The organism is Janthinobacterium sp. GW822-FHT07H10 (genome assembly GCF_058798675.1).
Genome location: NZ_JBXAKS010000005.1, coordinates 188807 through 208033 on the forward strand (window position 1 = coordinate 188807; position 19227 = coordinate 208033).

Genomic DNA, 19227 nt, shown 5'->3' on the forward strand with positions numbered 1-19227 from the left:
GCCGCTCAATTGTGGATAACCGCAGATATGCACTTTCGCTATATCGGGTATTGCCCCATGAATGGAGTGCTGCGGCGCAGCATTTCAGGCGCGCGCTTGGAGCATTGCCCGCGCTGCGCTACACTGCCGAAGAGTCGAGCGCGGGGCATCCGGCAAATTGCCGGTTTCTTTGTTTTTTTACTACCAAATAACGACGCCTGACAAAACCGTAGCGAGCGGAAGGGAGTGCTGGCCGGGAAGCGCAACCGTACGGGAGTACGGCGAGCACCGCCGGCCGCAAGCACCGACGTGCAGCAGATTTTGTCTGGCCTTATAAGGAATCGCATGATCGAAGCAAGCATCAAATCTGTCCAGTGTATCTCCCCCGCAGGCTTGCACACCATGTCCTACAAGGAATGGGGCGCGGCGGACAACCCGAACGTGCTGGTTTGCGCCCATGGCGTGACGCGCGTGGCAGACGACTTCGACAACCTGGCGCGCGCCATGGCCAGCGATTACCGCGTCATCTGTCCCGACGTGGTGGGCCGTGGCCGCTCGGGCTGGCTGGCCAACCCGCAGTTTTACCGCGTGCCGCAATATGTGAGCGACATGGTGACCCTGCTGGCGCGCGTGCTGGCCAATGGCGAACGCCAGACGGTGGACTGGTTCGGCACGTCGATGGGCGGCTTGATCGGCCTGGGCCTGGCATCGCTGCCGCACAGCCCGATCAGCAAGCTGGTCTTGAACGATATCGGCCCGACCCTGGCGCCGGAAGCGCTGCAGCGCATCGGCGACTATATCGGCCAGGACCTGCGTTTCGAGACCTTCGAGCAGGGCGCCAAGTTTGTGCGCGACGTGTCGGCCAGCTTCGGCCCGCACACGGACGCCGAATGGCATAAACTGGCGGCCGATGTGTTGCGCCAGGATAAGGATGGCCATTGGCGCCGCCATTACGATATGGGACTGGCGATGCCGTTCCGTTCGGCCACGCCGGAATCGGCGGCCAGCGACGAAGCCATGCTGTGGGCCGCGTACGACGCCGTGCGCTGTCCGACCCTGCTGGTGCGCGGCTCGGAATCCGATTTGCTGTCGCATGACACGGCCACGCTGATGCTGGGCCGCGGCCCGAAGGCGGAACTGGTGGAAATCGCCGGCGTCGGCCATGCCCCCACGTTCGTGCACGACGACCAGATCGCCATCGCGCGCAAGTTTTTGCTGGGCAAGTAATAGCGTCACACCGTCATACCGCAGTAACGCACGACCGATTTTGAAACAACCGAAACGAGAAATAAGATGGAAATTACACGATTGCACGTAGGCAAACGCCTCTCCGAAGTGGCGATTCATAACAGCACCATCTACCTGGCGGGCCAGATCGCCGAAGACACGACGCAGGACATCGTCGGCCAGACGCGCGAAGTGCTGGGCCACGTCGACCGCCTGCTGATGGAAGCGGGCAGCGACAAGACTTGCATCCTGTCGTGCCAGATCTATATCGCCGACATGAAGGATTTTCCCGGCATGAATGAAGTGTGGGACGACTGGGTGGCTTCCGGCCACACGCCGCCGCGCGCCACGGTAGAGGCCAAACTGGCCAATCCAGCTTGCCTGGTTGAAATCGTCATCATCGCTGCAGAACGTTAAGCTGTTGATTTACTAAGTTGAAGGTATTACATGGTTTCCATCTCGGCCCCGCATAGCGCCACATCGGAACAATTGGTAGAGGGCTTGAGTGCGCCGGACAGCGCGCGCGTGCTGGACGCGCTCGCGTATGCCACCGAAGCGTACGGCGACAAGCAGACCTTCGCCGGCCGCTCCGCGCTGGACTTCGCCATTGGCGTCGCCACCACGCTTGCCTTCCTGCGCAGCGATGCGGAAACGCGCATCGCCGGCCTGATGTTCGAGCTGACCCTGCTCGAGCCGGACACCGCGGCCGATATCGAGCCGCGCTTCGGCAAGCAGGTGTGCGACCTGGCCACCGGCGTGCGCCAGCTGATACGTTTGCGCGCCCTGACCCAGGCGCAGCACGGCAGCACTGGCGGGCGTGGCAAGAATGCGGCGCAGCAAGCCGTGGCCCAGGTGGAAACCCTGCGCAAGATGCTGCTGGCGATGGCGTCCGACATGCGCGTCGTGCTGGTGCGCCTGGCCGCCTGCGTCACCACCTTGCGCTATTTTGCCGACTTGAAGCTGTTCAATGAAATGACGCGCGAGTACGGCAAGGAAACGCTGGACCTGTACGCGCCGCTGGCGAACCGCCTCGGCATCTGGCAGCTGAAGTGGGAACTGGAAGACCTGTCGTTCCGCTTCATCGAGCCGGAAGCATATAAACGCATCGCCAAGATGCTGGAAGAAAAGCGCATGATGCGCGAGGGCTTCGTTTCCTCGGCGATTTTGCGCCTGCAGACGGAGCTGGCTTCGGCCGGCATCCAGGCCGAAGTCTTTGGCCGCCCGAAACACATTTACAGCATCTGGAACAAGATGCGCGGCAAGGAGCTGGACTTCACGGCCCTGTACGACGTGCGCGCCTTCCGCGTCATCGTCGCCGACGTCAAGACCTGCTACACGGTGCTGGGCGTGGTGCACAATATCTGGACGCCGATCCCGAAAGAATTCGACGATTACATCTCGCGGCCGAAACCCAACGGTTACCAGTCGCTGCACACGGTGGTGACGGCCGAGGATGGCCGCCCGCTGGAAGTGCAAATCCGCACCAATGAAATGCACAGCTTTGCCGAATACGGCGTGGCCGCGCACTGGCGCTACAAGGAAGAGGGCGGCTCGAACTTCGCCGGCCAGAAGTACGACGAAAAGATCGCCTGGCTGCGCCAGTTGCTGGCCTGGAAGACGGAAGTGGCCGACGCCGTCGTGGGCCAGGAAGAAATCCAGCGCGAATGGGTGGAAAAGCTCAAATCCGCCACGCTGGACGACCGCATCTTCGTCATGACGCCGCAGGCGAGGGTGCTGGAATTGCCCGTGGGCGCCACGCCCGTCGACTTTGCCTATCACCTGCATACGGACGTGGGCCACCGCTGCCGCGGCGCCAAGGTCGACGGCATCATGGTACCCCTGAATACGCAGCTGAAGAATGGCCAGACCTGCGAAATCATCACGGCCAAGGGCGCGCCGGGCACGGCCGGGCCGTCGCGCGACTGGCTCAGCGCCGGCTACGCCGTCAGCACGCGCACGCGTTCGAAGATACGCGCCTGGTTCCACGCCATCGACATGCAGGAAACCCTGGCCCACGGCCGCGCGCTGGTGGAAAAATCGCTGCAGCGCGAAGGCAAGACGGCCGTCAACCTCGAGGCGCTGGCGCAAAAGCTGGGCTTTGCGAAAGTCGACGAGCTGTTCCTGTCGGTCGGCAAGGATGAATTCAGCCTGCGCCACGTGGAGCAGGCGCTGCACGACAATGGCGAAGTGGTGGTGCCGGAAGATGCCGTGCTGGTGGGCAAGAGCCGCGCTTCCAGCGTGGAGCAGGGCGCCAAGTCCGGCGTGCTGGTGGTGGGCACGGAAGGCTTGATGACGGTGCTGGCCAAGTGCTGCAAGCCTGCGCCGCCGGACAGTATCGTCGGCTTCGTGACGCGCGGCAAGGGCGTCTCCATCCACCGCGCCACGTGCAAGAATTTCGAGGAAATGCGCGCCAAGGCGCCAGAACGCGTGATCTTCACGGAGTGGGGCAGCACGGGCCACGACACCGTCTATCCGGTCGACATCTTCATCCTCGCGGGCGACCGTCAGGGCTTGCTGCGCGACATCTCCGAAATTTTCTCGCGCGAAAAGATCAACGTGATCGGCGTCAACACCCAAAGCGCCAAGGGCCAGGCCCGCATGACGTTTACGGCCGAGATCAGTTCGACGGCGCAGTTGTTGAAGGCGCTGAATGTGATCAAGGACGTCAGTGGCGTGCTTGAGGCAAGAAGAAGTTAATCTATCCGTGGGAATCCGGCCCGGATTCCCACGTCTCCCTGTCAGTGCGTCTTGTCGCTTGCATGCAAGCCCGCCATCGTGGCCGTCTCCGGCTGCAGGGTGATATGGTCGATGCCGTGCTTACTCAATAGCATCTTCTTGATCGCGCGCAAGACCTTCGGCCAGTGGTCGAGGTGTTCGATTTCCACATGGCCGATCAGGGCCGGCTGGCCCGGCGACATGTCCCAGACGTGCAGGTCGTGCACGGCGATCACGCCATCGACCTGTTCCACATCGGTGCCCACGGCGATGTAGTCGATCTGCATGGGCACGCCTTCCATCAGGAAGTGGTAGGACTCTTTCAATACCCCGAACGTGGATTTCAGGATCAGCAGGGACACGAGCATCGACAGCAGCGGGTCGATCTGCATCCAGCCCGTGAAATAGATCACGGCGCCGGCGACGATGGCGGCGACCGATCCCAGCAAATCGCCCATCACGTGCACGAGGGCGGCGCGCGTATTCACGCTTTGCTTGTCCTTCGACAAGACCCACGCCACCACCAGGTTGATCAGCAGGCCGATGAAGGCCACGACGAAGACCATGCCACCCTGTACGGTTTGCGGGGCGGAAAAGCGCAGCACGGCTTCGTAGCAGATCCAGCCCACCACGCACAGCATGGCCAGGCCGTTGACGAAGGCGGCCAGCGCCTCGGCGCGGCCGAAGCCGAACGAGTGGCGCGGCGATGGCGGACGGCGCGCGATCAGTTGCGCCAGCAGGGCCAGGCCCAGCGCGGCCGCGTCCGTGACCATGTGGCCTGCATCGGAAATCAGGGCCAGCGAATTGGACAGGAAGCCGGCCGCCACCTCGATGCCGGCAAACGACAGGGTCAGGCCCAGGGCCCAGGCCAGGATGCTCTGGCTGCGTCCCTCGAACGAATGGGTGTGCTTGGCGTCGCCTTTTAAATGGGCGTGCAGGTGGGTGGCATCGTGTTCGGTAGTCTCGTGCATGGAGTCGGTGGTGGGTGGATGTTGCGCTAGTGTAAAGGAAATGCGGCGATGCCGGGCGCAGGCACGCGGCAAGGAGGGGGAAACTGGCCGGTGACAAAGCGGGAGATTTGTTTGCACAGTTCCCTGCATAATTTATTGCTGATGCCAGCCAACTTGGCGCATGGCGGCATGACAAGGTGAGAACGCATGAAAGTCGCTTGACCTACCTGGAGATCCAGCAATGAAGATGACATTGAAGGCGCATTTGAGTGTCGTGATCGGTTTTCTGTCCCTGCTGTCCATCGTGATCGGCTTGTTTGGCCTGTATGGCATGAACAAGACCAATGAAGGCTTGAAGACGGCCTATGAAGACCGTACCGTGGCGCTGGAGCAAGTCGCCCGCATCGATAGCCTGCTGGTGCGCAGCCGGCTGCAGCTGGCCGAAGCCTTGCTTGACCCCGTCGCCGCGAAGATCCACGCCAAGGCGGAAACGATAGAGGCGACGATCACCGAGGTCAACAAGATCTGGAATGCTTACATGGCAACGTACCTGACGCCGCACGAGAAACTGCTGGCCGATAAATTTGCCGTCGACCGAGAGAAGATGGTCAGGGAAGGCCTGATGCCGGCCGTCGCGGCCCTGCGCGAAGGCAAGATCGACGGCGCCAGGCAGGCCGAGGCGCACCTGCAAACGCTGATTCCGGCGATGCGCGAAGGCATCAATGCCTTGCACAAACTGCAAGTCGACGAGGCGAAAAAGGAATACGAGGAGTCGAGCGCCCGCTATGTCACTTTACGTACGATCATCATCGCCATCATAGTCCTCGGTGCGCTGCTGGCCGCCGTGATCGGGTTTTTCCTCATCCGCAATATCTATCGCCAGCTGGGCGGCGAGCCGGAATACGCGGCGCATATCGTGCGCAGCATCGCCGCCGGCGACCTGGCCGTGCCGGTGACCACCCACAGCGGCGACGACCACAGCCTGCTGTATGCAATGCAGATCATGCAGCAAAACCTGGCGCAGGCGGTCGGCGACATCCGCGAATCCATCGATACGATCGCCACTGCCTCGGGCCAGATCGCTACAGGCAACCTGGACCTGTCCTCGCGTACTGAAGAGCAAGCCAGTTCCCTGGAAGAAACGGCTTCGTCGATGGAGGAACTGACCTCGACCGTCAAGCAGAATGCGGACAATGCGCGCCAGGCGAACCAGCTGGCGCAGTCGGCATCGAATGTCGCGCTGAGGGGAGGGGACGTGGTGGCGCAAGTGGTCGGCACCATGGGCTCGATCAACGAATCGGCCAGGAAGATCGTCGACATCATCGGCGTCATCGATGGCATCGCGTTCCAGACGAATATCCTCGCCTTGAACGCGGCCGTGGAAGCGGCGCGGGCCGGCGAGCAGGGACGCGGCTTTGCCGTGGTGGCCAGCGAGGTGCGCAACCTGGCGCAGAGGTCGGCCGCCGCGGCCCGGGAAATCAAGGAGTTGATCACGCATTCTGTCGATGCCGTCGATGCCGGCAGCAAGCTGGTCGAGCAGGCGGGGGCGACGATGGAAGAAATTGTCGAGAGCGTCAAGCGCGTGACGGACGTCATGAGTGAAATCACGGCCGCCAGCCAGGAGCAGACGTCGGGTATCGAGCAGATCAATCAAGCCATCACGCAGATGGATACCGTGACGCAGCAAAATGCGGCCCTGGTGGAGGAAGCCGCGGCGGCGGCCGAATCCTTGCAGGACCAGGCCGCCAACCTGGTGCAGGTGGTCAGCATCTTCAAGCTGGCCGCCACGGAGGCCGCCAGCACGGCGGCGGCGCCGGTGGCCAGCCTGGCCCGCGGCGCGCGGCGCGTGGCTGGCAACGTGAAGCAGCTGAAACGCGCGGCAAGGGCGAGCGTCACGACGCGCGCCGGCCACGTGTTCCAGGCGCTGTGAGCGGCCGTGCCGCGCCTTGCCGGCGTCAGGCGGCTGGCGCGGCCGTTACACCGAACTTGCCTTCGCGGAAGTCCTGCACGGCCTGGAACACCTCTGCCTGGGTATTCATGACGAACGGACCATATTGCGCGATCGGCTCGTTCAGCGGCTGGCCGGCGATCAGGATCATGCGGCCGCCTTCGGGCGCCTCGATGCGCACGCCGTCGCTGCCCGGCGTATTGGCCAGGATCGCCATGCGCAGGGCCGGCACGGCCTTGCCATCCACCTGCACTTCGCCACGGAAGGTGTACAGGAAGGCGTTATGGCCTGGCGGCAAGGGCTGCTCGAAGCTGGTGCCGGCCGGCAAGTCGATATCGAGGTACAGCGGCTGCGTCAGCTCGCGCTGCACGGCGCCCGTCACGCCATGGCTCTCGCCGGCGATCACTTGCACGACCACGCCCGTATCCATCGTGTAGCGGGGAATTTCGCTGCTCTCGAAATCGCGGTACCACGGCGTGCGCATCTTGTCGCGCGCGGGCAGGTTCAGCCATAGCTGGAAACCTTCCATCACGCCTGCTTCCTGCTCCGGCATTTCCGAGTGGACCACGCCGCTGCCGGCCGTCATCCATTGCACGCCGCCCGAGGTCAGCAAGCCTTCGTTGCCCGCGCTGTCGCGGTGGCGCATGCGTCCCGTGATCATGTACGAGACTGTCTCGAAGCCCCGGTGCGGATGCTCGGGGAAGCCGGCGATATAGTCGTTCGGCTTGTCGCTGGCGAAATTGTCGAGCATCAGGAACGGGTCGAGGCGGCGCTGCAGCTGCTGCGTCAGCACGCGGTTGATCTTCACGCCGGCGCCATCCATGACGGCCTGGCCGGCGATCACGCGCTCGACGGCGCGCGGTTTGCTGAGGGTATTGATGTCGCTCATGCTGCTCTCCAGTTGGGAAGAACGGCGCTCGTGCGCCGTCCCGGGTTGATGCCCATCAATCGTTGTACTTATACCAGGATCGCGTTGATCTCGGCATCGGCCTGCGCTTGCGCCTTGGCCACGGCTTCCGGGCCCATGCCCATGCCTTCCGAATACACATATTGCACGTCGGTCATGCCGAGGAAGCCGAACATGGTGTTCAGGTATGGCACCTGGCTGTCGTGGGCGCTATCGCGGTGCAAGCCGCCGCGGGACAGGCCCACATAGACTTTCTTGCCGGTCAGCAGGCCCACGGGGCCGTTTTCCGTGTACTTGAAGGTGACGTTGGCGCGGGCAATCGCGTCGAACCAGCTTTTCAGTTGCACGGTGATGCCGAAGTTGTACATCGGCGCGCCGATGACGATCACGTCAGCCGCTTGCACTTGCGCAATCAGCGCGTCGTCGAGGGCGATGCGGGCCGCCTGTTCCGGCGTGCGCTTGTCGGCCGGGGTGAACAGCGCTTGCAGGGTCGGCTCGTCGAGCACGGGGTGCGGTACGGCGGCCAGGTCGCGGCGGACCAGGGCGGCGTCCGGGTTGCCCGCCTGTACGCGGGCGACGAGGGCGTCGGCCAGGCGGGTCGAGGCGGAACCGGTGCTGCGGGCGCTGGAATTGATTTGCAGGATGTTCATCTTGTTTCTCCGTGTGAGGTGTCTTGCGATGGATGAACTATAGCAATTCCAAAATTGATGCGGAAGCCGTTAAAATGGATAACATTAATCCACTGGTGGAACAATAAAGTTGAGAGGTCAAGCATGGATATCGATCCCGGAGACTTGCTGCTGTTCGCGCGCGTCGTCGAATGCGGCAGTTTCAGCCGCGCCGCCGTGCGCGTGGACTTGCCCAAGTCAACCTTGTCGCGGCGCCTGTCGCAGCTGGAGGCGAAACTGGGCGAACGGCTGCTGCTGCGCACCACGCGCAAGCTGGCGCTGACGGAGTTTGGCGCCAGCCTGCTCGAGCATGCGCGCAAGGTGGTGGAGGAAACGGAGGCGGCAGGTGCCCTGGCGCAGCACCGCCAGGCGGGGCCCAGCGGCTTGCTGCGCATTTCCATGCCGGCCGACTTCGGCGACGCGCTGATGCGCCAGGTGCTTGCCGAATTCGTGCGCCGCTATCCGGCCATTTCGCTGGAGCTGGACCTGTCGGCGCGCCGCGTGGATTTATTGGAAGAAAATTTCGACCTGGCCATCCGCATGGGCAACTTGCCCGACGACGCCAGCCTGGCCGCGCGCCGCGTTGCCTTCAGCACCCTGGCGCTGTATGCGTCGCCGCAATACACGAGCGTGCACGGCTTGCCCGAGCATCCCGACGACCTGTACGGCCATGACTTGCTCAGCCTGCCACGGGCCGTGCATGGCCTCGTGCACTGGACCTTGATTCGCGGCAAGACGACATGGGAGCGCGACTTGCCCGTGCGCCTGCTGGCGAACTCTCCGGAGTTGCTGGTGCGCATGGCGTGCACGGGCGTGGGCATCGCGGCCAGCACGGACCGCTTTGCCAAGGCATACGTGGCGACGGGGGAATTGGTGCGGGTCCTGCCCGAATGGAGTTTTCCGCTGGTCACGGGCTGGGCCGTGTTTCCCGGCCGGCGGCTGATGCCGGCCAAGACGCGCGCGTTCCTGGACTTGATGGAGGAAATGTATCGCACGGACGCGCCCGTGTAGGCGCGCGCCGAGCGCCATTTACTTGGGCAGCTTGCCCATGACTTCGCCCAACTGCACGGGGCCGGCCGGTTGCCAGTTGGCATTGAATTGCACGCTGTCCTTGGGGAACAGCATGACGACGGTGGACCCGAGCAGGAAGCGGCCCAGTTCGTCGCCTTGTTTCAGCACGACATTGTCGTTGGCGTAGCTCCAGTCGCGCACCTGGCCCGTGCGGGGCGGGTTGACGACGCCGTGCCAGACGGTGGCCATGCTGCCGACGATGGTGGCGCCCACCAGGGTCATGACGAACGGGCCGTTGGCCGTATCGAACACGCAGACGACGCGCTCGTTGCGGGCGAACAGGCCGGGGATGCCGCGCGCCGTCGTCGGGTTGACGGAGAACAATTCACCGGGCACATAAATCATGCGCGTCAAGCGGCCGTCGCACGGCATATGGATGCGGTGGTAGTCGCGCGGACTCAGGTACAGATTGGCAAAGCTGCCGTGTTCGAACTGCGCTGCCAGGGCCGCATCGCCGCCCACCAGGGCCGTGGTGCTGAAGCTGTGGCCCTTGGCCTGGAAGATCTGGTCCTTGTCGATCATGCCGAACTGGCTGATGCGTCCGTCGACGGGGCAGACATAGTCGGCTTGCGCCAGCGGACGGGCGTCGGGCCGCAGCGCGCGCGTGAAGAAGTCGTTGAAGCTCGCGTAGTGCGTGATGTCCGGGTCCAGCGCCTCATCCATGTTGACGTTGTAGCGGCCGACGAACCAGCGGATCAGGCGCGTCGTCATGGCGCCACCCTTGGCGCCGGCGATGCGGCCGGCGAAGTTGGTCAACGCTCCCTTGGGCAGCAGATATTGAGGCAAAACGGCAAGACGGTCAGACACGATGGGAAGCCTTTGACGGGGTGGTGGGAATAATGGCGAAAACGCATTATAGCGGCGATGTGGTACGCAATGATATGTACCGTATGCAAGGGGACATATCGCAGTCTGCTGCCGAATTTAATTTGCCATAGGGTATATTTTCAGGAAACTGTGCCACTCGGAAAAAATTGCAGCACAATACAGCGGCCTGTTTTTTAGCTTTTAGCCATTTTTATTCAGCCAACTTTTTTTAGCCAGGTCATGATGCCACGCCGTTGCCTCCGCCTTACCATTCTTTGTTCCGCCGTTTTACTTGCCTGGAATGTCCAGGCGCAGCAATCCGAAGCGCCAGCCGCTGATGCCGCCGCCGCGCCGCTGAAGGCCGAGAAGGCCGAGAAATCCACCGCTCCCGCCATGCAGACCGTCGAAGTCAAGGGCGGCGGCTATGATCCGCGCCGCGACGATACGGCCAGCAAGATGGTGGTCAGCAGCGAAGAAATCCTCAAGTATGGCGACACCAGCGTCACCGACGTGCTCAAGCGCCTGCCCGGCATCACCGTGTCCGGCGCGGCCGGGCGCTCGGGCGGCGAAATCCGCATGCGCGGCCTGGGCAGCGGCTACACGCAGATTTTGCTCAACGGCGAACGGGCGCCGGCCGGTTTCTCGCTCGACACCCTGTCGCCCGACGTCATCGAACGCATCGAGATTCTGCATGCGGCCAGCGCCGAGTACAGCACGCAGTCGATCGCCGGCACCATCAATGTGGTGCTCAAGAAAGCGGTGAAGACGGCGCAGCGCGATGTCAAGCTGGGCGCGGGGGGAGGGCGCGATGCGTTTTCCAGCAATGGCAACCTGCAATTGTCGGACAAGGACGGCATTTTTTCCTATTCGCTGGCGGCCTCCTTTTATCGCTATGACTATCACTATGCAAACCCGGCACGGGACCTTGGCTATGTGCCGGACGGCCAGCAAAATCTGCTGCGCAACAGCAAGGGCACGGGCGATGGCCGCTCGGAAGGCATCAACATGTCGCCGCGCCTGAACTGGGCTTTTCCCGGCGGCGATAATCTGACGGCGCAATTTTTCCTCAATCTCGGACGCAACGAAAGCCGTACTCACAGCCGTACCGACACGATCATGGGCTTGCGACCAGACTACGATACGAACGACAGCGACGGCGGCAACCACTATGTATTTGGCCGAACGGACCTGACCTGGGTGCGCAAGCTCGATGGCGGCGCCAGGCTGGAACTGGGACTGCGCGTAGGCCTCAGCAATAATTCGTCCGATAACCACCCGCTCGGCCGTATTGATGGCGTGGGACTGGCGCTGGACCGTACCGCGCGCGTGGATGCGTCGGAAAAGAGCGTCTCTTCCACCGGCAAGTATTCTTCGCCGCTCATCCCGGGCCATGCCTTGTCGATGGGTTGGGATGGCGGCTACAGCAAGCGGGACGAGGAGCGCTGGCAGCGTGAGCTGGCCTTGCCGGGCGGGCGCCCGCCATTCAACGTCGATGAAGACTTTAATGCCGACATCAAGCGCCTGGCGCTGTATGCCCAGGACGAGTGGGATATCACGCCGCGCTGGTCCATGTATGCGGGCGTGCGCTGGGAAGGCATCGATACGCGCAGTATCGGCAACACGTATGACGAGGTGCAGCAGTGCAGCAGCGTCTGGAGCCCGCTGCTGCAAACCTTGTGGAAATTGCCTGACACCAAGGGCGACCAGGTGCGCCTGGCCTTGACGCGCACCTACAAGGCGCCGGCCACCTCCAGCCTGATTCCGCGCCGTATGATGTCGACGAATAATAGCCAGACCGAGCCTGACCGCGAAGGCAATCCGAACCTGAAGCCGGAGCTGGCGCTGGGCATCGACGCTTCCTACGAACATTACTGGGCCGAAGGCGCCTTGCTCAGTGCGCGCGCCTCGGCCCGCCGCATCGATGGCTACACGCGCCAGGGTTTGCTGTATCTCAATGAGCGCTGGGTATCCACGCCCGTCAACGACGGCCGCGCGACTACGCAGACACTGGAACTGGAAGCGAAGTTCCCGCTGCGCGCCGTGCTGGCCGGACCCGTGCCGGCGCTGGATGTGCGCGCCAGCGTCAGCCGCAACTGGTCGCAGGTGGAGCAGGTGCCGGGGCCGGACAACCGGCTCGACCAGCAAACGCCCGTCAGCGGCAACGTCGGTCTCGACTACAAGACGCCGGACGGCGTGCTGACGACGGGCGGCAGCTTCAACTTCCGCAATGGCGGCCCGGTGCGCATCACCGAGCGCCAGAGTGCCTATACGACGCCGCGGCGCGACCTCGATATTTATGCGCTGTGGAAATTCAACGCGAAGCAGCAGCTGCGCCTGGCCGTATCGAACCTGCTGGCGCAAGACTTCGAAAGCCGCACCAGCTACACGGACGCCAGCGGCACGATACAGCGCAACAGCATTTCACCGAGCTCGCCGCAAGCGCGCGCGACCATGGAAATGAAGTTTTGATGCTGATGCCAGGCTGAAAATCCGTCGTGAAACCCCGGCCGGCATCCCCGCTGGCCTATAATCTCGGCAATCGCGCGCGCGGCCCGTCCGTGCGCGCCACCTTTTCATTTGCCAAGATTGCTTTTCCCATGACGTTTTCCTCCCTCGGCCTGATCGATCCCCTGGTCCGCAAACTTGACGAGCTTGGCTATGCCAAGCCGACGCCCGTGCAGGCGCAATCGATTCCCGCCGTGCTGGCCGGACGCGACCTGATGGCCGCCGCCCAGACGGGCACGGGCAAGACGGCCGGCTTTGCCGTGCCGCTGCTGCAGCGCCTGACCCTGGAAGGCGTGGTGGCGCCGCAATGCGTGCGCGTGCTGGTGCTGGTGCCTACGCGCGAACTGGCCGAGCAAGTCTATGCGAGTTTCCGCAGCTATGGCGGCAACTTGCCGCTGCGCAGCTTTGTCGCCTATGGCGGCGTGCCCATCGAGCCGCAGATCAGCAAGCTGCGCAAGGGCCTCGACGTGCTGGTGGCCACGCCGGGCCGCCTGCTGGACTTGCAGACGCAGGGCGCCGTCAAGTTCGAGCAAGTGCAGACCCTGGTGCTGGACGAAGCCGACCGCATGCTGGACCTCGGTTTCGAGCGCGAGCTGGATTTGTTGCTGATGACCATGCCCAAGCAGCGCCAGACCCTGCTGTTCTCGGCTACCTTCTCGGACGCCATCCGCGCCATGGCGAAAACCATGTTGAAGGACCCTGTCTCGGTGGAGGTGAGCGCGCGCAACAGCACGGTCAAGGCCGTGAAACAGTCGGTGATCGTGTGCGACAAGAAACGCAAGCCGGAACTGTTTCTGCACCTGCTGAAGAAAAAGCGCTGGGGCCAGGTATTGGTCTTCGTCAAGACGCGCAAGGGCGTCGAGCAACTGGTGAACACCTTGCTGGAGCAGGGCGTGCGCGCCGATTCCATCCACGGCGACAAGACGCAGCCGAACCGCCTGCGCGCGCTGGCCCGCTTCAAGGCGGCCGAGGTGCAGGTGCTGGTGGCCACCGACGTGGCTGCCCGCGGCCTGGACATCGACCAATTGCCGATCGTCGTCAATTTCGACTTGCCGACCGTGGCCGAAGACTATATCCACCGCATCGGCCGCACGGGCCGCGCGGGCGCTTCGGGCGAGGCGATTTCCCTCGTCTGCGCCGACGAGGTGGAATTGCTGTCGGCCGTCGAAGCGCTGACCCGGCAAACGCTCAAACGCGCCGAAGAACCCGGTTACGAGGCGGAGCATCGCGTGCCGGGCACGACCGCCGGCGGCACGATCCAGAAGAAGGCCGTCAAAGTGCTGGCGCCGAAGGCGGCCGAGCGCGCCAAGAAGCGCCGCTTCTACAAGTAATCGGGGGCAAGGCGCGCTGCACGGATATGCCATTCGTGCCATCATGCGCCTATGACCTCGATACCTTTGTTCCCGCTCAATACGGTGCTGTATCCCGACGGCTATCTGCCTTTGCAGATCTTCGAGGTGCGCTATCTGGACATGATACGCAAGTGCATCATGGGCGAGCAGCCGTTCGGCGTGGTGCAGTTGCTGGACGGCGCGGAAGTGCGCAAGCCGGGCCAGCTGGAAACGCTGGCGCCGGTAGGCACCCTGGCGCGCGTCATCGACTGGGCGGCGCCGTTGTCGGGCTTGCTGCAAATCAAATGCATGGGCATGGAGCGCTTCCACATCGTTTCCAGCGAACAGCTGAAACACGGCTTGTGGACGGCGCGGATCGAGACCTTGCCGCCGGATAAGGCCATCCCCATCCCGCAAGAGCAGCAGAACGTGGCCGACGCCCTGGGCGCGCTGATACGCACCTTGCAGGAACAAAAGATCCCGCCCGAGCAAATGCCGCTGCAGCCGCCATACCGGCTCGACGAGTGCGGCTGGGTGGCGAACCGCTGGTGCGAACTGCTGTCGCTGACGGCCATGCAAAAGCAGCTGCTGCTCAGCCAGGACAATCCCGTGCTGCGTCTGGAACTGGTGCAGGACATGCTCACGGAAAATGGCTTGCTGGAAGACTGACGGCGACCAGGCCGCATGTTTGCACACGCTTCCGTTGTGCAATTGCAATTTCTATTGAGAAATACTTTACGCTTTGCCGCCGCTGGCATAAGATAATGCCCCTGGGCAAGATAGTCCCAGTAATATGGCCCCAGGCAACATTCACGAGAATACGACATGGCAAAAGCAAGCGCGGAACAGATCAATGCGGCAATGGAGGCGATGGCGGCCGAAGGCCTGGCCATCACGGTGCGCGCGCTGCGCGAGCGGTTGGGCAATGGCGCCTGCCTGGGCACCATCAGCAAGCTCTTGCAGCGCCGCAAGGCCGGTGCGCAGCGCCAGATCGCCGCGGCGGCCGAACTGTCGCCCGTGCTGCAGCAAGCCATTCTCGATTATGTAGGACAGGAATTGAGCGCCAGCCACAGTGCGCATGAAGCCGAGATGAACGACAATCAACAGGAATTGATGGACCTGGCCAGCGAAAACGAGCGCCAGCAGGAAGTGCTGGACTTGCAGGCGGGCGAACTGGACACCCTGCGCGAGGAACTCGAACGCGAGCGCCAGGTCGCCAACCAGGCCCGCACGGACCTGGCCAAGGCGCAATTGCGGCTGGAGGGCTTGCCGCGCCTGGAAGAGGCTGCCGAGCAGGCGCGCATGGACCTGGCCAAGGCGCAATTCAAGCTCGAAGGCATCCCGCGCCTGGAAGAGGCGGCCGAAGCGGCCCGTGCCGAACTGATCCAGGCCCAGCTGAAGCTGGAAAGCCTGACGCGCGTGGAAACGGAACTGGCGGCCGTGCGCCTGGAACTGGAAGCGGAACGCGAGGAACTGGGCGAAACGCGCGCCGAACTGGACGAAGAGCGCACCTTGCGCATCAAGGCGCAGCAGTTCATCGTCGATCCGATCTTCAAGACGCCCGTTTAAGAACACCCGCCAAAACCTGCAGCGCGTCGCGATTTGCGGCGTGCGATGCTCAGTGACTCGGCGGCCCCGTGCATCCGCACAGCTGCGCTTCTCAAGCACAACCCATCCCGCTCGCTACGGTTTTGTGCGGTGTGGCAAGTCTGCCTGCTAGACGCCTGGCTGCGCATAGCGCATGCATAGCCAGGCAAATCCCCCCATATTCAGCGCGACCGTAATCCAGAACACGATCTGGAACGAGGTCTTGCTCGTCTTGTGGTGCAACCACTGCTGCGCCAGCACGGCGCCGGGCCAGCCGCACAGCAATCCCAGCAGCCACAAGGTTTTCTCCGGCGTGCGCCACGCCTGCGTGCGGGCCGCCCGCTTGTCGATGGCGTAGACGGCAAAGCAAGTCACGCTCATCACGCCGTACACGGCCGCCACCAGCACGGGCACGTGCCACAGCAGGCTGGCCAGCAGGTAAGCGAGGACAAATACGGCAAGTATCAGATAGGGCATGGCGGTCACGGCAGTGTGGGAGCCGCATTGTAACCGCAGCGCCGGCGCATGGCGTCCTGTGTTAGGCGGCGCACGGAATCGGCGCTGCGGGCGTTCCAGAATGACTGCGGGGATGCGTCGCGCGAAAGGGGGCTGGCATGGAAGCGTTGATACTGATCGGAGCTTCCACGGGCGGCATGGAAGCGTTGTCCTGCATCTTTGCCGCCTTGCCCGCCACCTTGCCGGCGCCCGTGCTGGTCGTCGCGCATGTGGGCGCGCGCAAGAGCATCCTGCCCGATATCCTCGGCAAGACTTGCTCCTTGCCCGTGCGCTTTGCCGAAGGGCGCGAACCCGTGCGTCCGGGGCGCATCCTGCTGGCGCCGCCGGACCGGCATATGCTGGTCGCCATCGCGGCTGGCCAGGCCACCATCGAGCTGACGCGCGGCCCGAAGGAAAACCACACGCGCCCGGCCATCGACCCTCTGTTCCGCAGCGCGGCGGCCGCGTTCGGCCCCAGGGCCGTGGGCGTGATCCTCAGCGGCTACCTCGACGATGGCACGGCCGGCTTGCAAGCCATCAAGGCGTGCGGCGGCAAGGTGCTGGTGCAGGAGCCGCAGGAAGCCGTGGCGCCGTCGATGTCGCAAAGCGCCATCGACCACGTGGACGTGGACTGGCGCCTGCCCGTCGCCCAGATCGCTCCGGCCCTGCTGGCGCTGGTCAGCGGCAAGCCGGCGCCGCCCCAGGCGCTGCAGCCGGCGCCGCACTGGATCGCCGTGGAAAACCGTTTTGCCAGGGGAGTGGGGAATATGGAACAACTGGAAAAAATTGCCGTGCCATCCACATTTACCTGCCCGGCCTGCCAAGGCACCCTATGGGAACTGCATGGCCAGCAGCCGCAGCGCTTCCGCTGCCATACGGGCCACAGTTTCACGGCGCAAGTGCTTGGCGAGTTGCAGAATGACAAGGCGGAAGAGGCCATCTGGGCCGCCATCCGGGCACTGCAGGAAAAGGAAAGGCTGTACCTGGACCTGGCCGCCAAGGCCCAGGCCTGGCTGCATCCGGGCACTGCCAGCGAATACGGCGCCAGGGCGCGCCAGGCTGGCGAGCAGGCCGACGTGCTCAGGCGCACCTTGCTGGCTTAGAATAGCGCTCTGTTGCCGTCTGCCAGGCAACGCGTCCATCGTAAAGAAGCTTATGTCAGTAGAGAAAAAGTTACCTCCCCAGTCCGCCACGGCGCCTGGCGCGGCCCGCGCCTTGCCGCCGCGGCCGCCAGCCGAATTCAGCTCGCCCGAGGCGGCCCTTGCCCGCAAGCTCGCGCGCGAGCACAAGGATGCGCAGGTGCGCGGCGTGACGTCCATCCACGCCATGCGCGAGGCCATCCGGCGCGCCGCGCGCCACTTGCCGGCCATCGCCGAGGTGCCGCGCCTGGGCATGCTGGACGCGGCCGCCTTCCGCGCCCGCGCCGCGCTGGGCCTGCCTTTCCTGATGAGCGGCCTGCTCAAGCGCTGGCCCTTGTCCGGGCTGGCGCCCGGCGTCTTGCGCGAGCGCTACAGTCACGTGCCCGTGCGCGCGCGCGTGGGCGACTACATCAACACGGCGTTCGCGCCCGACCGCGCCATGCAGGATATGTCGATGGGGGCATACCTGGACCTGGTGGAAGAGGGACAGCACGCGCTGCCGCCTTACCTGGGCAACCTGGAGCTGCGCGAATTGAACAGCCTGTGCCACTGGCCCGCGTATTTCGACAAGATGGGGCCGCCACGCTTCTGGGTCGGGCCGGCCGGCACGGTGACGCCGCTGCATTGCGATTACGACGACAATATCTTTGCGCAAGTGTGGGGCAGCAAGCGCATCTTTTTATCGCCGCCGCACCACGATGCCTTCCTGTATCCCAGCGAGGCGAACGCCATCCTGTTCGGCTCGCCTTTCGACCCCGAGGCGCCCGATTTCCAGCGCTTCCCGCTGGCGCGCCAGGCGACCATGATCGAATGCATCGTCGAGCCGGGTGACATGCTGTACGTGCCCGCCGGCTGGTACCACCAGGTGCGCGCGCTGACGTTCTCGCTATCCTCGAACCGCTGGGCCAGGGCCGTGCCGTTTGCCTTGCATGGCGAGCCGGCACTGCGGCGCGGCGTGGAATGAAATTCAGGGTTGCACGGCCTTGCCGGCGTCCGGCGTGCGCTTCGGCCGCCATTCGCTGAGGATGCCGGCGCCGATGATCAGGATCGCACCGACGATGGCCAGGGCTGGCAGGCGTTCGCCGGCGATGCGGCCGATGACGCCGGCCCACACGGGCTCGCCCGCATAGATCAGGGTAGCCTTGGTGGCGGAAATGCGCTTTTGCGCCCAGTTCATCACGTACTGGATCAGCGCGCTGGCGCAGCCCAGGGCCAGCACGCTGAGGAGGAAGGTCTGGCTGAGGGCGGGCGGCGCTTCGCCCATGACGGGCATCAGCAGCAGGGCGATCAGCGACGCCGTGGCCAGTTGCACGATGGTCACGCGCAGGATGTTCAGTTGCGGCGAAACGCGGCTGATGAGGATGATTTCCAGCGCGATGGCGATGGCGCCCACGGCCGTCATCAGCTCGCCTTTGCCAAAGCCCATGCTCAGGCCATCGGTGCCGGTGAGCAGCAGCAAGCCAACAAAGGCCAGCGCCACGGCCGCCCACACGGCCGGATGGGGCCGCTGCTTGAAGGCCAGCCATTGCACCAGCGGCACGATGGGCACATAGAAGGCCGTGATGAAGGCCGACTTGCTGCTCGTGATATGCATCAAGCCATAGGTTTGCAGCGCGTAGCCGCCAAAGATGCTGACGCCAATCGCCATACCCGTCAGCAACTCCGCCTTCGTCAATTGGCGCAGCTGGCCCCGGCAAATCAGGGCGCCGATACCGGCGGCGACGGCGAAGCGGGCGGCAACGAAGGCCAGCGGGCCGCTGACCGTCACGGCGTGCTGCACGATGAGGAAGGTGCCGCCCCAGATGAAGGTGATGGCGATCAGGGCCAGTTCGGGCAGGCCGAGGGCGGGCGGGGGACTTGCGTGTGTTTTCATGGGGAGCTATGCTATGAGCAAAATA

At 63.9% G+C, this 19227-nt stretch carries 17 protein-coding genes; 11 read left to right on the forward strand and 6 right to left on the reverse strand.

Features of this window, described 5'->3' with window-relative positions; translation table 11 throughout:
• Nucleotides 1–324: 324 nt before the first annotated feature.
• The 3 genes from AC1RDJ_RS14130 (at nt 325) to AC1RDJ_RS14140 (ending at nt 3903) form a co-directional block, all read left to right on the forward strand.
• Nucleotides 325–1206 carry an alpha/beta fold hydrolase gene (locus AC1RDJ_RS14130; RefSeq protein WP_493027761.1) on the forward strand — a complete coding sequence of 294 codons (882 nt, stop codon included), beginning with the start codon at nt 325–327 and terminating at the stop codon, nt 1204–1206.
• Between the two features lie 66 nt (nt 1207–1272).
• Nucleotides 1273–1623, forward strand: coding sequence for a RidA family protein (locus tag AC1RDJ_RS14135; protein ID WP_071324068.1), 351 nt, complete (start codon nt 1273–1275; stop codon nt 1621–1623).
• Nucleotides 1624–1653: 30 nt separating this feature from the next.
• The gene (locus AC1RDJ_RS14140; RefSeq protein WP_071324067.1) at nt 1654–3903 is read left to right on the forward strand and encodes a RelA/SpoT family protein; all 2250 of its coding nucleotides are present in this window, start codon (nt 1654–1656) and stop codon (nt 3901–3903) included.
• A 41-nt stretch (nt 3904–3944) separates the two neighbouring features.
• Here AC1RDJ_RS14140 and AC1RDJ_RS14145 read toward each other — a convergent pair whose 3' ends face one another.
• Complete coding sequence (locus AC1RDJ_RS14145; protein ID WP_071324066.1) at nt 3945–4892, reverse strand: cation diffusion facilitator family transporter; 948 nt, start codon at nt 4890–4892, stop codon at nt 3945–3947.
• Between the two features lie 220 nt (nt 4893–5112).
• Between AC1RDJ_RS14145 and AC1RDJ_RS14150 the strand changes: the two genes are divergently transcribed.
• Nucleotides 5113–6801 (forward strand): methyl-accepting chemotaxis protein, encoded by a 1689-nt coding sequence (locus AC1RDJ_RS14150; protein WP_493027762.1) that lies wholly within the window; start codon nt 5113–5115, stop codon nt 6799–6801.
• A 25-nt stretch (nt 6802–6826) separates the two neighbouring features.
• On the opposite strand, the gene AC1RDJ_RS14155 is transcribed toward AC1RDJ_RS14150, so the two are convergent.
• On the reverse strand, nt 6827–7708 hold the full coding sequence (locus tag AC1RDJ_RS14155; RefSeq protein ID WP_493027763.1) for a pirin family protein: 882 nt from the start codon (nt 7706–7708) through the stop codon (nt 6827–6829).
• A 68-nt stretch (nt 7709–7776) separates the two neighbouring features.
• A complete protein-coding gene (locus AC1RDJ_RS14160) occupies nt 7777–8376 on the reverse strand; it encodes an FMN-dependent NADH-azoreductase (RefSeq protein WP_071324063.1) in 600 nt (199 codons plus the stop codon).
• A gap of 123 nt (nt 8377–8499) precedes the next feature.
• On the opposite strand from AC1RDJ_RS14160, the gene AC1RDJ_RS14165 reads away from it, so the two are divergent.
• Nucleotides 8500–9405 (forward strand): LysR family transcriptional regulator, encoded by a 906-nt coding sequence (locus AC1RDJ_RS14165; protein ID WP_071324062.1) that lies wholly within the window; start codon nt 8500–8502, stop codon nt 9403–9405.
• Between the two features lie 18 nt (nt 9406–9423).
• Here AC1RDJ_RS14165 and asd read toward each other — a convergent pair whose 3' ends face one another.
• A complete protein-coding gene (asd, locus tag AC1RDJ_RS14170) occupies nt 9424–10272 on the reverse strand; it encodes an archaetidylserine decarboxylase (RefSeq protein WP_493027764.1) in 849 nt (282 codons plus the stop codon).
• A gap of 393 nt (nt 10273–10665) precedes the next feature.
• Between asd and AC1RDJ_RS14175 the strand changes: the two genes are divergently transcribed.
• The 4 genes from AC1RDJ_RS14175 (at nt 10666) to AC1RDJ_RS14190 (ending at nt 15677) form a co-directional block, all read left to right on the forward strand.
• Nucleotides 10666–12741, forward strand: a complete 2076-nt coding sequence (locus tag AC1RDJ_RS14175) for a TonB-dependent receptor plug domain-containing protein (protein WP_493027765.1) — start codon at nt 10666–10668, stop codon at nt 12739–12741.
• Nucleotides 12742–12869: 128 nt separating this feature from the next.
• On the forward strand, nt 12870–14108 hold the full coding sequence (locus tag AC1RDJ_RS14180) for a DEAD/DEAH box helicase (protein ID WP_071326518.1): 1239 nt from the start codon (nt 12870–12872) through the stop codon (nt 14106–14108).
• Nucleotides 14109–14159: 51 nt separating this feature from the next.
• Nucleotides 14160–14777 (forward strand): LON peptidase substrate-binding domain-containing protein, encoded by a 618-nt coding sequence (locus AC1RDJ_RS14185; protein ID WP_289887173.1) that lies wholly within the window; start codon nt 14160–14162, stop codon nt 14775–14777.
• A gap of 156 nt (nt 14778–14933) precedes the next feature.
• The gene (locus tag AC1RDJ_RS14190) at nt 14934–15677 is read left to right on the forward strand and encodes a DNA-binding protein (protein WP_493027766.1); all 744 of its coding nucleotides are present in this window, start codon (nt 14934–14936) and stop codon (nt 15675–15677) included.
• A gap of 147 nt (nt 15678–15824) precedes the next feature.
• On the opposite strand, the gene AC1RDJ_RS14195 is transcribed toward AC1RDJ_RS14190, so the two are convergent.
• A complete protein-coding gene (locus AC1RDJ_RS14195; protein WP_493027767.1) occupies nt 15825–16172 on the reverse strand; it encodes a DUF1294 domain-containing protein in 348 nt (115 codons plus the stop codon).
• Nucleotides 16173–16309: 137 nt separating this feature from the next.
• Between AC1RDJ_RS14195 and AC1RDJ_RS14200 the strand changes: the two genes are divergently transcribed.
• Nucleotides 16310–17293, forward strand: a complete 984-nt coding sequence (locus AC1RDJ_RS14200; protein ID WP_493027768.1) for a chemotaxis protein CheB — start codon at nt 16310–16312, stop codon at nt 17291–17293.
• A gap of 52 nt (nt 17294–17345) precedes the next feature.
• Nucleotides 17346–18293 (forward strand): cupin-like domain-containing protein, encoded by a 948-nt coding sequence (locus AC1RDJ_RS14205; protein ID WP_493027769.1) that lies wholly within the window; start codon nt 17346–17348, stop codon nt 18291–18293.
• A gap of 3 nt (nt 18294–18296) precedes the next feature.
• On the opposite strand, the gene AC1RDJ_RS14210 is transcribed toward AC1RDJ_RS14205, so the two are convergent.
• Nucleotides 18297–19202, reverse strand: coding sequence for a DMT family transporter (locus tag AC1RDJ_RS14210; RefSeq protein WP_071324055.1), 906 nt, complete (start codon nt 19200–19202; stop codon nt 18297–18299).
• Between the last annotated feature and the right edge of the window lie 25 nt (nt 19203–19227).